Origin of the sequence: Streptomyces sp. A1136, assembly GCF_004795055.1 — a bacterium.
Taxonomy (GTDB): domain Bacteria; phylum Actinomycetota; class Actinomycetes; order Streptomycetales; family Streptomycetaceae; genus Streptomyces.
Window position 1 is genome coordinate 68,319 of sequence record NZ_SSBJ01000005.1, and the last position, 13,138, is coordinate 81,456.

General features: G+C 72.7%; 15 protein-coding genes. 5 read left to right on the forward strand and 10 right to left on the reverse strand.

The window, feature by feature from the left end; genetic code table 11:
- The first annotated feature begins 206 nt into the window (after window positions 1-206).
- A complete protein-coding gene (locus E6R62_RS06550; RefSeq protein WP_136212341.1) occupies window positions 207-731 on the forward strand; it encodes a hypothetical protein in 525 nt (174 codons plus the stop codon).
- Window positions 732-833: 102 nt separating this feature from the next.
- Here the strand turns inward: E6R62_RS06550 and E6R62_RS06555 are convergent, their stop codons facing one another.
- The 7 genes from E6R62_RS06555 to E6R62_RS06585 all read right to left on the reverse strand — a co-directional run bounded on the left by E6R62_RS06555 (window position 834) and on the right by E6R62_RS06585 (window position 7,067).
- Window positions 834-1,193 (reverse strand): NTP pyrophosphohydrolase, encoded by a 360-nt coding sequence (locus tag E6R62_RS06555; protein WP_206308665.1) that lies wholly within the window; start codon window positions 1,191-1,193, stop codon window positions 834-836.
- A 23-nt stretch (window positions 1,194-1,216) separates the two neighbouring features.
- Window positions 1,217-2,206 carry an AAA family ATPase gene (locus tag E6R62_RS06560; RefSeq protein WP_240801511.1) on the reverse strand — a complete coding sequence of 330 codons (990 nt, stop codon included), beginning with the start codon at window positions 2,204-2,206 and terminating at the stop codon, window positions 1,217-1,219.
- Between the two features lie 5 nt (window positions 2,207-2,211).
- Window positions 2,212-3,420: a T4 RnlA family RNA ligase gene (locus tag E6R62_RS06565; protein WP_136212342.1), complete on the reverse strand. Its 1,209-nt coding sequence runs from the start codon at window positions 3,418-3,420 to the stop codon at window positions 2,212-2,214.
- Window positions 3,421-3,564: 144 nt separating this feature from the next.
- Window positions 3,565-3,999, reverse strand: coding sequence for a VOC family protein (locus E6R62_RS06570; protein WP_136212343.1), 435 nt, complete (start codon window positions 3,997-3,999; stop codon window positions 3,565-3,567).
- Window positions 4,000-4,031: 32 nt separating this feature from the next.
- On the reverse strand, window positions 4,032-4,985 hold the full coding sequence (locus E6R62_RS06575) for a hypothetical protein (RefSeq protein WP_240801512.1): 954 nt from the start codon (window positions 4,983-4,985) through the stop codon (window positions 4,032-4,034).
- A gap of 618 nt (window positions 4,986-5,603) precedes the next feature.
- Complete coding sequence (locus E6R62_RS06580) at window positions 5,604-6,230, reverse strand: alpha-ketoglutarate-dependent dioxygenase AlkB (protein ID WP_136212344.1); 627 nt, start codon at window positions 6,228-6,230, stop codon at window positions 5,604-5,606.
- A 42-nt stretch (window positions 6,231-6,272) separates the two neighbouring features.
- Window positions 6,273-7,067 carry a LysR substrate-binding domain-containing protein gene (locus E6R62_RS06585; RefSeq protein WP_136212345.1) on the reverse strand — a complete coding sequence of 265 codons (795 nt, stop codon included), beginning with the start codon at window positions 7,065-7,067 and terminating at the stop codon, window positions 6,273-6,275.
- Window positions 7,068-7,124: 57 nt separating this feature from the next.
- Here E6R62_RS06585 and E6R62_RS06590 point away from each other — a divergent pair, with 57 nt between their 5' ends.
- The gene (locus E6R62_RS06590; RefSeq protein WP_136212346.1) at window positions 7,125-7,517 is read left to right on the forward strand and encodes a DUF5997 family protein; all 393 of its coding nucleotides are present in this window, start codon (window positions 7,125-7,127) and stop codon (window positions 7,515-7,517) included.
- 83 nt (window positions 7,518-7,600) lie between these two features.
- On the opposite strand, the gene E6R62_RS06595 is transcribed toward E6R62_RS06590, so the two are convergent.
- Complete coding sequence (locus tag E6R62_RS06595; protein WP_136212347.1) at window positions 7,601-8,695, reverse strand: glutamate--cysteine ligase; 1,095 nt, start codon at window positions 8,693-8,695, stop codon at window positions 7,601-7,603.
- 114 nt (window positions 8,696-8,809) lie between these two features.
- On the opposite strand from E6R62_RS06595, the gene E6R62_RS06600 reads away from it, so the two are divergent.
- Window positions 8,810-8,983 carry a CsbD family protein gene (locus E6R62_RS06600; protein ID WP_136212348.1) on the forward strand — a complete coding sequence of 58 codons (174 nt, stop codon included), beginning with the start codon at window positions 8,810-8,812 and terminating at the stop codon, window positions 8,981-8,983.
- Window positions 8,984-9,073: 90 nt separating this feature from the next.
- Window positions 9,074-9,613: a DUF6328 family protein gene (locus E6R62_RS06605; RefSeq protein WP_136212349.1), complete on the forward strand. Its 540-nt coding sequence runs from the start codon at window positions 9,074-9,076 to the stop codon at window positions 9,611-9,613.
- Between the two features lie 640 nt (window positions 9,614-10,253).
- Here E6R62_RS06605 and E6R62_RS06610 read toward each other — a convergent pair.
- Window positions 10,254-11,738: an MFS transporter gene (locus tag E6R62_RS06610; RefSeq protein WP_136212350.1), complete on the reverse strand. Its 1,485-nt coding sequence runs from the start codon at window positions 11,736-11,738 to the stop codon at window positions 10,254-10,256.
- Between the two features lie 195 nt (window positions 11,739-11,933).
- On the opposite strand from E6R62_RS06610, the gene E6R62_RS06615 reads away from it, so the two are divergent.
- Window positions 11,934-12,455 (forward strand): DUF1360 domain-containing protein, encoded by a 522-nt coding sequence (locus E6R62_RS06615; RefSeq protein ID WP_136212351.1) that lies wholly within the window; start codon window positions 11,934-11,936, stop codon window positions 12,453-12,455.
- A 60-nt stretch (window positions 12,456-12,515) separates the two neighbouring features.
- On the opposite strand, the gene E6R62_RS06620 is transcribed toward E6R62_RS06615, so the two are convergent.
- Window positions 12,516-13,058 carry an isochorismatase family cysteine hydrolase gene (locus tag E6R62_RS06620; RefSeq protein ID WP_136212352.1) on the reverse strand — a complete coding sequence of 181 codons (543 nt, stop codon included), beginning with the start codon at window positions 13,056-13,058 and terminating at the stop codon, window positions 12,516-12,518.
- Window positions 13,059-13,138: the final 80 nt, after the last annotated feature.

Sequence of the window (13,138 nt, forward strand, 5' to 3'; positions counted from 1 at the left end):
CCTCCCCGCCGCCGTTCCCCCATGGATCACCCCATGAGGCAACCATCCACCCCAAAGATGACCGATTGGGCAAATCGGGCTAAACGGCGGTGCGTCGCCGGGGTGTCGAGGCGTCTCCTCGCCATAGTCGTCCGTGGCGACCGCCTGGTCGCCGGCCCGAGCCGCGTGGCGCGGTCGGGCGATTGTCTTCGTAGAGGAGTCGGCTCATGCTGAAGCCCACCAGGACCGTCCTCGCACTTACCGCCGGAAGCCTGGTGCTCGGCCTCGTCAGCGCGGGCGCCGCCATCGCCGACGAGGACCCGATGGCCGAGATCCCGGCACACCACGAGCACGGCAGCGTCAAGCGGCAGGTCTGGGGCAAGGTCGTCTCGTCCGGCCGGCTCACGATCCGCAGCAAGCCGAGCACCCGCTCGTACTCGCTGGGCAAGATCGAGTCGGGCCGGAGGATCGCGCTCGAATGCAAGCAGCGCGGGGAGAGCGTCAACGGCAACGACCTCTGGTACCTGCTCGACAACCGCAAGGACCGGGACGAGTGGAACGACGGCAACAACGGCCGCGACGACTTCAATGACGGTCGTGAGGACGGTCGCGAGGACGGTCGCGACGACTTCAACGACGGCCGCGACGGTGAGGGCAAGGCCGTCAAGAAGGCCTCGAAGAAGGACCGGGACTACGGCTGGGTGGCCGCCCGCTACGTCAAGAACCTCGACACGGTGCCGTGGTGCCGCTGACCGGCGCGCCGGGCCACTGATCGCCGAGCCGCTCGCCGGGAGGCCGGCTCCTCTCGGAGGAGCCGGCCTCCCGGCTGTCGTCGGTCCGTCGTCGGTCCGTCGTCAGTCGGCCGGGTGGACGGTGCGCGGGCCGACGCACCGTGCTCCGTACGCCCGCACCCGCGCGCGCAGTTCCCGGTCCGCCGTCACCACGACCGGGCGGGTGCCGTCGCCGCGCTCCGCGTAGGCGGCCACCAGCTCCACGATCCGGTCGTCGCCGCTCCCGGGTGCGGCGTCCACCCGTACGCCGGGTACGGAAGCGACGCCCTTGGCCGCGCCCTCGACCACGAGGACGATCTCCTCGCCCGCCCCGCGCCGTGCCAGCCGGTCGCGCAGGCGCTCGGCGGCGCCGCGCCGGTCGCGCCACCAGCCGTCCGGCACGGACCCGACGACGTTCGCGCCGTCCACGATCAATACGTCCACGGTCAGACCCGTCCCGGACCGGTTCAGAAGTCGCCGTAGTTGACCTGCCAGGTCGGCAGGCCCATCCGGCGCCAGACGGCCACGACGCGGTCGCGGTCGTCGAGCGAGACGCGGACGGCGTAGCGGTGGCGCACGTGGGCGTCGAACAGTTCCGCCTTCACCACGTCGTCGCGGCGCTGGTCGCCGGTCGCCCGCATCCACAGCTCGTCGTACGGGACCCCGTGCCGCTCCAGCCAGTCCTCGGTCTGCGGCCGGTGTTCCTCGCTCCGCCCGGAGAGCAGCACGATGACGTCCCCGTCGGCGCGCCGGAAGGCGTCCAGGGCGCGCCGCACCGGCTCGTTCGGCAGGTCCAGTCCGCAGCGGGAGAAGTCGTAGGGGCCCCGGTCTCCGGTGAGCGCCAGCGTCCCGTCGATGTCGCACATCACGGCGGCGGGCAGCGCGGGATCGGCGACGTAGGGCTCGACCGGGGGTTGGTCGTTCAGCCACTCCGCGGTCAGCTTCCAGCCCCCCTTGCGGGACTTGGCGTGCTTGGCGGCCAGGATTCGGATGACCTCCTCGCCCACCTGCCGCTCGCGGGCGGCGTCACGGCGCACGCATTCCTCGACGGGCACGTCCGTGAAGTCGTGGACGACGAAGGTGGCGAGGCCGGCGACGGCGGCTTTGAGGCGCTTGGGGATGTGCGGGGTGAGGTGGGTGTTGTCGACGACCACGTCGAAGCCGCCTTCGACGGCCGCCCGCAGCGCCGCGTCCTGGACGTCCAGGGCGGTCTGTTCGTGCGCGTACGACAGGCCGCGTCCGTGGTCGGCGCCGTCCAGCATGACCCGGAGGTCGTCCAGGTTCACCCGGCGCATCCGGCCGCCGGATTCGGCCTGGAGGGCCCGCGCGGCGGTGGTCTTGCCCGAGGCGGGCAGGCCCGTCATGACGTGCACGACGGGTCGGGTGCTGGCAGCGGCGGTCGCCGGGGCGGTGTCGGGGGCCGCCGGGGTCGTGGGGGCCGCCGGTTCTGCGGACACGGTGCTCAGTTCTCCTCGTCGGTGGTGAAGGGGTCGGTCGGTTCCGGACGTACGGCCCGCCAGGTGACGAGCTCGGTCGGCCTGCCGTCCAGACGCAGGAACAGCGCGGCACGCATCCGACTGTCGGGCAGTGCTTTCACGGCGCGGGCGAACGCGCCGCGGTCGGCGGCCAGGTGGGCCAGCGTCCCGAAGGCCTCGTCGATGGCGCGTTCGCGCCGCCCGGCGGCTTCCTCCAGGCGGGCGACGACCTCGCGCACCCATGCGTCGAACTCGTCGGGCACCTGCTCCAGCAGCGCGTCGAGCGGCTTGCCGCCCGAGGCCTCGATGTCCGCGACGGTGCAGCCCAGACCTTGCGCGAGCTGCTTGGCGGGCAGACCGGCGAAGCGCTGGATGCCGTGGCCACGCCAGATGTCGCGCTCGGTGACGCCGGTGAGCACCTTGTGCAGGCGCACGTACTCGGCGATCTTGGCCTTGGCACGGACGCCGGAGGCGAAGCGCAGCACGAAACCCTCGGCGTCGGTGCCGGTGGCCGGGGCGCCGCCGGGCAGGGTGTTGGACTCGGTGAGCGCGAGGAGTTCGGCGAGCGGCATCGCCGGCCAGACGGTGACGACCGAGCCGATCTCCCGCCAGTGTCCGGCGGCTTCGGCGAGCGGCACCTCGGTGCCGTCCCGATCGAAGGCGGCGAGGAGCACCAGGTCGCGGCGGTCCCCGTAGTCCACGACGATCCGGTTCAGCGGGTACAGGATCTCCGCGAGGTAGGTGACGCCCGGTACGAGGCGAGCGGTGTCGCCCGCGTCGAGCCGACGCTGCGCCCAGCTCGCCTGCTCGCTGCTGAAGGAGCCCTTGGAGGCGACCCGCCACCGGCCCGCGTAGTGGAACACGACCCCCAGGCTGCCGTCGACCTTGTCGTACACCTCGAACGGCTCGTCGGGCAGGGCCGGCGCGTACGGTTGACCCGACTCGTGTTCGCCCACGTTGAAGAACTTCGGCAGCGGCAGGGCGACGATCCGTCCGGTCGCGTCGTCGGCGACGAGGCCCCGGCAGCGCGTGGTGACCTGGTTCCAGACCCGCTCGTACTGGGCGGTGCGGGTGTAGGTGTAGATCGACAGCGGCAGTTCGGGGTGCGCCTTGCGAGTCACGTGGCCGGCGTCGAGGGCCGCCTGGAGTTCCTGCGCGGGCAGCAGGTCATGCAGAGTCAGGAACGCCTGGCTCATGGGGTCCTCCCGGTTTGAGATGGTTCATTCTCACGTGCGGGAGAGTGGCCCGGTACTCAATTATGACCGGCCGGCCTGCCTGCCGGCGGCGCGGGGTTGGGCGTCGGACACCGGGCGCGCCGCATGGGGCGTGGCTCATGGGCGTCAGTGGGAGACACAGAGTTCGTTGCCCTGCGGGTCGGCGAGCGTGGTCCACGCGAAGGGGCCTTGGCGGTTCTCGTGGAGGAGGGTGGCCCCCTTGGCGACGAGGCGTTCCACCACGGCCTTCGGGTCGTCGTCGCCGGTGCGGACGTCGAGGTGGACGCGGTTCTTGACCGTCTTGGTCTCCGGTACGAGCTGGAAGAGGACGCGGGGCGCCCGTTCCAGCCCTTCCGGGTGACGGATGGCGGCTCCGGCCTTCCAGACGAGCCTGCCGCGGTGGAGGGTGGTGTCGTCCTCGCCGGCCTTGCCCTCCTCGACCATGCGGCGGATGAACTCCTCGTCGCCGGGCTCCACTTCCCAGCCGAGGGCGTCGGCCCACCAGTCGGCCAGGGAGTGGGGGGCACAGGAGTCGACGGTGACCTGGAATGTGTACGCCATGGCGGGACCGTACGGGGAACCGGGCTCCCCCGCTACGTGGTTTCCGGGTCTTCGCCGGGGCGGGCCGCGAGGAACGCGGCGAAGGTCAGGAACCAGGCGGCCACGGCGACCCACAGGAGGACCTCGCCCACGGGCCGGAGCCAGCCGGCGCCGGTGGGCGCGGCGGCGGAGAGGCAGGCGGTGGCGGTCATGCCGAGGGGGAACACGGTGGACCAGCGGCGGATGTCGTAGCGGGGGCGGGGGCTGCGCAGCTCGGCCGCGAGGAGGACGACGTACCAGGCGAGCGAGCAGCCGAGCAGGGCCAGGGTGAGCGTCCGCAGGGCGGTGTGCCCGGCGCCCGTCCAGAGGGGTGACTCGGTGAGCTTCGATCCGGCGAGGGCGCTGATGGACAGTGCCCCGCCGGCCACCCAGTGGTCACCCGCTCCCCCGGTCACCTCGCGGAGGTCGAAGCGGGCGAGGGCGACCCCGTACAGCAGCAGCCCGAGTCCGAAGAGGGCCAGGGCCGCCCGGCCGAGCCAGTCCTGGTGGCAGGCGGTGGACAGCGCCGCCGCGAGGACGGCGAGTGCCTGGGTGGCCACGCAGACGAGGAAGGCGGCGCCGGACAACCGGCGCCGGGGCCAGGACCGCAGGACCGTCGACAACAGTCCGGGCCACAGCGCCGCCGCCAGGGCCAGCAGGACGGCGGCTGCGCCCTGCCGACCGAGCTCGGAGAGGCGGGCGCCGAGGACCGCGGTGGCGGCCACGGCGGTGAGGGCGGGCGGGGTGTCGGCTTCGGCGCGGAAGCGGCCCCGATCCGCGAGCAGCCGGGTCGCGAAGCCGGCGGCGAGCACCAGCCAGAGCGCCGCGGCGACGGCCAGCGCGGCGAGGGAGAGCAGGTCGTGCCCGATCAGGGCGAGGCCGACGGAGATGATGCCGGAGGCCATCACGGCGGCGCCGGCGGCGGGCGACAGGTCGGTCCACCAGCGGCGTCCGGGCAGGGGGCTCACGTCTCCAGCGGACACCAGTCGCGGACGGCCCGCCAGCCGGCCTGCCCCGCCGGGGGGCGGGGCTCACGCCGTGGGCCTCGGGCTGCCGGTCCCGGGGCCGGGGTCCGGGGCCTGGGGTCCGGGGCCCCAGGTCCAGGACCCGGGGGCGAGGGCCAAGGCCTCCAGGGGGCGGGGGTCCGGGGGCCGGGGGCGAGGGCCAAGGCCTCCAGGGCGCGGGGGTCCGGGAACCGAGGGCGAGGGCCAAGGCCTCCAGGGCGCGGGGGTCCGGGAACCGAGGGCGAGGGCCAAGGCCCTCCAGGGCCCGGGGCCCCGGGGGTCCGGCCCCGAGACCGGGGGCGAGGGACCGGGGGCGAGGGACCGGGGGCGAGGGACCCGGGGGTGAGGGCCAAGGCCCTCCAGGGCCCGGGGCCCAGGGACCCGGGGGTCCGGGGGTGCGGGGACCCGGGGGTCCGGGGGTGCGGGGCCTGGGGTCCGGGGCCTGGGGTCCGGGCCCTGGGGGTCCGGGGTCAGGGGCATGAGGGCCCGCGGGTCCGGGGTCAGGGGGATGAGGTCCCGGGCTTGGGGAGTCGAGGGGGTGGGGTTCCGGAGCCTGAGGTACCCGCGGGCGGACCTACGGTGTCAGCCGACGCCCTGGGTGCGGAACTGGACGCTGATGCGGGGTCCGACGGCCCGCGTCGACTTGGGCACCGCGTGCTCCATGGTGCGCTGACAGGAGCCGCCCATCACCACCAGATCGCCGTGGCCCAGGGGCAGCCGGACCAGGGTGGGGCCGCCGTCGCGGGGGCGGATCGCCAGGTCGCGCGGGTCGCCCACGGAGAGGATGGCGACCATGGTGTCCTCGGTGGCGGAGCGGCCGATACGGTCGCCGTGCCAGGCGACGCTGTCGCGGCCGTCGCGGTAGAGGCACAGGCCGGCGGTGACGAACGGCTCGCCCAGTTCGTCGGCGTAGTGCCGGCTCAACGTCGTGCGGGCCTCGGCGAGGACGGGGTGCGGGAGCTCCACCCCGGCCCCGTAATAGGACAGCAGCCGGGGGACGGCGACCTCGCGTTCGTACATCCGGCGCCGCTCGGCGTGCCAGGGGACGTCGGCGGCGAGCCGCTCGAACAACGCGTCGGAGCCGGTCAGCCAGCCGGGCAGGTGGTCGACCCAGGCGCCGGCCCCCAGGTCGGTCCGGCGCACCCCGGAGAGCGGGCCGAGCCGGATCTCGTCGGTCTGGTCGAAGAGGGACCCTTGGAGCGCGTGCATGGCTCCAGCCTACTCCCGGTACCGAACACCTGCTCGATTTCGTCAGCGGCCCCGGCGGGGCTTGGCGCGACCGGCGCCCTTGGCGCCCTTTGCGCCCTTGGCGCCGCCCGAACCGCCGCGGGCGTTCTTGCCCGAAGCCGGCTTGGCCGTCTTGCGGGCCGCTCCGGCCGCCTTGTCGGGGCGCTTGCCCTTGGACGCCTCGGGCGTCCCGGCCGGGCCCTGCCGGCGGCCCCGCGTGCTGTTGACCGTACGGCCGCGGACGATCCCGATGAACTCCTCCACCAGGTCGGGGGTGGTCTCCGCCTCGGGCCACGACAGCGCGACGCGCGATTCGGGCGCGCCGGTGACCGGCCGGTACGTGAGGTCCCTGCGGTGGTGCAGCCGGGCGAGCGACTGCGGGACGACGAGGACGCCGACCCCCGCCGCGACCAGTTCGATGGCGTCCGCCGTCGTCTCGGGGCGCTCGATCGCGGGCCGCCCCGGCAGGCTCTCCCAGTCCAGGGTGTCGTCCAGGGGGTGGAGCACGATCTCGTCGGCGAGGTCCCCGGTGGAGATCTCCTCGACGGCCGCGACGACGTGGTCCTTCGGGATCACGACCACGGTGGTCTCGGTGTACAGGGGGATCGCGCTGAGTTCCGTACGGTCGACCGGCAGCCGGACGAGGCCCGCGTCGGCGCCGCCGGCCCGCAGGACGCCGGACGCCTCGGCCGGGGACACCGGGACCAGGGTCAGCGGGACGTCGGGCAGTCGCTCGTTCCAGATCCGCACCCATTTGGTGGGCGTCACCCCTGGAACGTAGGCGAGCCGGAACTGGGGAGGTACTTCCGAGCCTGTCACCCGGCCAGATTACCGGCCGTGGTCAGAGGTAGCGCACATGCTCGATACCCTGGGGACATGACGTCGCACAAGACCGCCCAGACCATGAAGCCCGCGACCGCGGCGAAGAAGCTGGGTGTGTACCTCGAGGCCACACCCGCCGAGTTCCAGGAGGGTGTCGTCTCGCGCACCGAGCTGAACGCCCTCCAGGCCGACCCGCCTGCCTGGCTCCAGGAGCTGCGACGCAACGGCCCGCACCCGCGCCCCGTGGTCGCGGCCAAGCTCGGCGTCTCGATCGCCGGTCTCGCCCGGGGCGGGATCACCGAGGCGCTCACCACCGAGCAGATCGACGCGCTCAAGGACGAGGCGCCGGAGTGGCTCGTCAAGGAGCGCGCCACGCAGGCGGAGGTCCGCAAGGAAGCGGTGCGGATCAAGGAGAAGCAGGCGGAGCGCGCGGCCAAGGACAACTGACCGCGCGAGGGCCGCGGCCACGCATGAGGGAGGGGCCCGGGACTTCGGTCCGGGCCCCTCCCTCATGTCCCGCGGCGGCGCCGTCAGCGGTCGGGGACCGAGGCCGTGATCAGGTCGGCCAGGGCCGACATGCCTCCCTCGGCGAGCGCACGGCGCTGGCGATCGGCCGGAGTGCCCTCGCGCAGCAGCCGGTGTGTGAGCGCGCTGACCTCCCGGAGGTCACCGGACTCCTCCAGTGCCTCGCCGATGTAGGCGGTCAGCTGGCACAGCACGTCACCGGCGCTGTGCGGCAGCCCGCGCGGGTCCACGAGGGCGCTGTTCAGCCCGTGCCGTGCGGCGTACCAGTTCGCGGCCTGGAGGAGTTCGTGGGAGCAGTCGGGCGGCGGGGCGCCCGCGTTCTCCTCGGCGATCGCGGTGGCGACGAGCGCCCGCACGATGCCGGCGAACAGGACGGCGTCGTCCGCCTCCAGCTGGACGTCCAGGCAGCGCACCTCGATCGTCGGGTACCGGTCCGAGAGCCGTGCCTGCCAGTACAGCTGGCCCCGGTCGGTGATGACCCCCGACTCCAGGAGCGCCCCGATGCGCTTCTCGTAGTCGGCGAGGTCGGTGAAGCAGGGCGGGGGTCCGCTGACGGGCCAGCGGCCGAAGACGATCGTGCGCCAGCTGGCGAAGCCGGTGTCCCGTCCGTCCCACAGCGGCGAGTTCCCGGACATCGCCAGCAGGGTGGGCAGCCAGACGCGAATCCGGTTGAGCACGGCCACCCCCATCTCCCGGCCCGGGACCGCGGCGTGGACGTGCATCCCGCAGATCAGCTGCTCGTCGACCAGCCGCCGGGCCTCCTCCCGCATCCGCAGGTAGCGCGGCTTCTGGGTGACCGCGGGAGGCGTGCCGTCCTTGAGCGGCGCGGTGGCGGTCATCGCGACCCGGCACCCCTTGTCCTCCGCCGCGGAGGCCACCGCGTGCCGTAGACGCAGCAGGTGGCCGCCCACCTCGCCGAGGTCGGTGCAGACGGGCGTGGCGACCTCGATCTGGGCTTGGAGGAGCTCGTCCTGGACCTCCCCCTCGTCCACGAACGACCCCAGGCCCGCCGCGGCGCGCACTTCTTCCGCGAGGGGCATCGGCAGGTGGGTGAGAGGGTCCAACAGGACGTACTCTTCCTCGACCCCGACAGTGATCATGTCCGTCGGCCGCCCGTCGATTCCGGGAGGAATTCCGACGCCCCGGGTTTGCGGCGGCCATTCGTGGTCAGACGCTTCAAAGTCCGCATTTCCCTTTCGGATGGAGTGGAAGCCATGTCCGGTGACGAGAAGGCGAAGTCCAAGGGCGAGCAGGCCAAGGGCAAGGTCAAGGAAGCCGCGGGCCGTGCCGTCGGCAACGAACGACTCACCGCGGAAGGCCGCGCCGAACAGGCCAAGGGCGATGCCCGGCAGGCCAAGGAAAAGATCAAGGACACCCTCAAGGACTGACTCCTTTCCTTCGGCCCTTCCCGCTTTTCCCGTGCCTCCCGAGCACCCTCGTGGTGCCGGGGGGCACCTTCCGTTCCCTCAGGAGGTTCCATGCCGATCGATGACGCCGGAGGCAAGGCCGCCGGTGGCGCGCAGGACCGGGGAGGAAGCGGACGGGACGACGGGCGCCACGAGAGCCCCGAACAGCGCGCCGACCGCCAGTGGGGCGAACTGGTGCAGGAGATCCGCGTGGCCCAGACCGGCGTGCAGATCCTGTTCGGTTTCCTCCTGACGGTGGCTTTCACCCCCGTTTTCCAACATCTCCCACAGACGGACCGGACCATTTATCTGATCACCGTCATCCTCGGTTCGCTGGCCACGGGCGCCCTCATCGGCCCCGTCGCCTTCCATCGGATCGTGTTCCGCCGCCGCATCAAGCCGCAGGCGGTGACCTGGGCCTCGCGGCTCACGATGACGGGCATCGTGCTGCTGCTGATGACCCTGTGCACGGCGCTGCTTCTCATTCTGCGCGTGGCGACCCACGACGCGCTCGTCCCGTGGCTGGTGGCGGGTGTGTTGGCCTGGTACCTGCTGTGCTGGTTCGCGCTCCCGCTGTGGGTGCGCCACCGGCACACGACGGAGCGCGACTAGCGCCCGGGCCCCGGGGCGTCCGACGCGGACGTCCCGGGCGCCGTCTCGGCCGCTTCGACGGGGGGATCTAGTCCGGGGGCTCTTGGGCGGGCGGCCGTTCACCGGGCGGCGGCGTCGCGGGGGCGGGATCGGGCGGTGTCTCGTCGGGCCGGGCGGGCCTCGGGTCGCGGGGTACGGCGCCGGGCCCCGGGGTGGGGCCGGGTCCCTCGGGCTGCGGGGTCTTCGGGTCGTGGCCCGGTGTGTCCGGCCCTGGCGCGTCCGGGTTCCGGCCGGTGCGTAGCGGCTCCGTGGTCCGGTCGTCCATACGGCTCACCTCGGCTTTCCGTCTCGTGCGCGCCACTCGGTGCGGCCCGCGCGTCCCTCCGCTTGCCCGGGGAGGCGATCTCCAACCGCACCGCCCGCTGTGGTTCCGACGTTCCGAGTAGACCCGGTCCGAACGGTTTCCGCATGGTTTCGTACGCGCGGTCGGGTACGTGTTGCCTCATGTTGCTTCATGGGGGTCGCTTGGCGGTGTGGCTCGGGAGGCGCGGCTTCGGAGGCGCGACCGGGAGGGCGGCCACGCTCGGCGGTCACCGTGGTACGCGAACGGCCCCCGGTCCGCTGGGCGGCTTCCGGGGGCCGTGTCGGGACGCGGGGGGGCTCAGCCGGCCGCCGGTTCCGCGGCCGGGGCCGAGGGGGTGGTCCGGGCCGAGAGCGGGGTGGCGATCTGCTCCAGCGAGCGGCCTTCGGCGGCGACGGCGAGGAAGACCGCCACCACCCCGGCCGCCACCATCAGCGTCGCCCCCACGCAGAAGGCGATCACCGCGTCGGACACCACGCCGCTGGAGGTCAGGTCGGCGAAGAGCAGGGGGCCGGAGATTCCCCCGGCCGCCGTGCCGACGGCGTAGAAGAAGGCGATCGCCATCGCCCGCGTCTCCATCGGGAAGATCTCGCTCACGGTCAGGTAGGCCGAGCTGGCTCCCGCGGAGGCGAAGAACAGCACCACGCACCAGCAGGCGGTCATGGTTCCCGCGCTCAGGTACCCCGCGCCGAAGAGCCACGCCGTCACGAAGAGCAGCAGTCCCGAGAGGATGTAGGTGCCGGTGATCATCGGGCGGCGTCCGACGGTGTCGAAGAGCCGGCCCAACAGCAGCGGTCCGAGGAAGTTCCCGAAGGCGATGACGGCGAAGTAGTAGCCGGTGTGACCGGACGGCACGTCGAAGAACTGGACCAGGATGGTGCCGAACCCGAAAGTGATCGCGTTGTAGAGGAAGGCCTGGCCGATGAAGAGGGACAGGCCGAGGACGGCCCGCCGCGGATAGGACCGGAAGATCGTCTTGGCGATCTCCCCGAAGCCGGTGCCGCTCCGCTGGGTGACGGTGATCGCGTCGCCCGCCTCGGGCAGCGGCCGGCCCTTCTCCTGCGCCACGCGCCGCTCGACGTCGGTGACGAGTTCCTCGGCCTCGGTCGCCTTGCCGTGGATGAACATCCACCGCGGGCTCTCGGGTACGTGCCGGCGCACGAGGAGGATCACCAGACCCAGGACCACGCCCAAGGCGAAGGTCAGCCGCCAGCCCAGCCAGATCGGGAAGAGGTCGGTGTCCAGGGCCAGGACGGACAGCAGCGACCCGGCCACCGCGCCGAGCCAGAAGCTGCCGTTGATGACGAGGTCGACGCGGCCGCGGTACTTGCTGGGGATCAGCTCGTCGATCGCCGAGTTGATCGCGGCGTACTCCCCGCCGATGCCGAATCCGGTGAGGAACCGGAAGACGAAGAACCACCAGGAGGAGAAGGAGAACGCGGTCAGGGCGGTCGCCGCCAGGTAGACGCCGAGCGTGACGAGGAAGAGCTTCTTGCGCCCGAAGAGGTCGGTCAGCCTGCCGAAGACCAGGGCGCCGGAACACGCTCCGGCCACGTACAACGCGGCCGCCGTTCCGGTGACTTGGGCGTCCGTGATGGCGAGACCGCTGCCGTGTTCGGAGAGTCGGCTGGCGATGTTGCCGACGATGGTGACTTCCAGACCGTCCAGGATCCACACGGTTCCCAGCCCGATCACGATCATCCAGTGCCAACGGGACCAGGGGAGCCGGTCCAGCCGCGCGGGAACCTTGGTCGTGACGGTCCCCTGTTCCACAAGATCAGCCATGCCACGGCGTTTGCCCTGGGCCCCCTGCTGTAAACCCGCCGTAAAGTCGGTCCGCCCCCACCCGCCGTGAGCTTCTCGGCCTGCCCGCATGCCACGGGGCCGCCCGTCCGAGTGGGCCCTCGGGCCACGGGCGTGCGCGGGCCCCCGCCGGGTAGGCGTCGACGGACACCACGTACGGCGACGAGGAGTCTTCCCATGGATCCCACCCGAGCACTGAGCGGCGTCCGGCGCCGCGCCGACCACGAGGAGCGGGCCTACGCGGGTGAGGAGGAACGGCCGCTCAAGGGGTACCTCGCGCTGATGGGGGCCTATGGCGCGGGTGTCGCGGGGCTCTTGGCGGCGGCCCGCGCCGCGCGGCGGCCGGTGCCGCGACTGTCCCCCGTCGACGTCGTACTGCTCGGCGGAGCCACGCACTGGGTGGCGCACACGCTTGCCAAGGACCCCGTCACCAGCCCGCTGCGGGCCCCCTTCACCCGCTACCGGGGTACGTCGGGGCCGGCGGAGCTGAGCGAGGACGTCCGCGGATCGGGGACCCGACACGCGGTGGGCGAGCTGCTGACCTGCCCGTTCTGTCTGAGCCTGTGGGTGACCACCGGGTTCGGCGCCGGGTACGTGTTCGAACCGGCCCTCACCCGCTTCACGGTCGGTGCGCTGGCGGCGCTGACGGGTGCGGACCTGCTGCATCTGTTGCGCGGCCGGCTCCAGGACGCGGAGTAGGACGGCGGGAGGAGCGGGTAGGAGAGCGGGACGAGGGAGGCGACCTGCCCCCCGAGCAGCTCAGAGGGGCAGGTCGTCGGCGTCGGCGCCGCGGAGGCGGGCGGACATGTTGGTCTCCATCATCTTCAGGGCCGCGTCGGCGAGGTCCCGGTGCAGGTGTGCCACCGCGTCCCGGACGACGGTGACGTCGATGTGGCGGATGTGCGCGTCCAGCGCGGAGTAGAGCACGCACTGTTCGGTCGCCTGCCCGCACAGCACCAGGTGGTCCACCTCCAGTTGTCCCAGCAGGTAGCCCAGTGGCGTCTCGAAGAAGATCGAGTGGCGGGCCTTGAGCACGAAGAGGGAGTCCTCGTCGGGCAACAAGGGCTTCACCAGGTCCGCGTGCGGTCCGTCGAGAGCCGTCTGGAGGATCTCCCCGTGGTGGGAGCGCCACTGCCCGAAGTTGTCGTTGACGTAGATGATCGGGGTGCCGCCGCGTCTGGCGCGTTCCAGGAGGAGCTGGATGCGGGGCACCACCCGGCGGGCGGAGGGCAGGAGCAGCTCCGCGTCGGCGTGCTCGTACCGGTTGATCATGTCGATGACGACGAGTGCGCTTCCTGCCATGTCCCGACCTCCCGCTCGTGCGCCGGCCGTCCGACGGAGGCGGCCTCCGGCTCTCGGCTGCTACCCATCCCAGGGGCCCC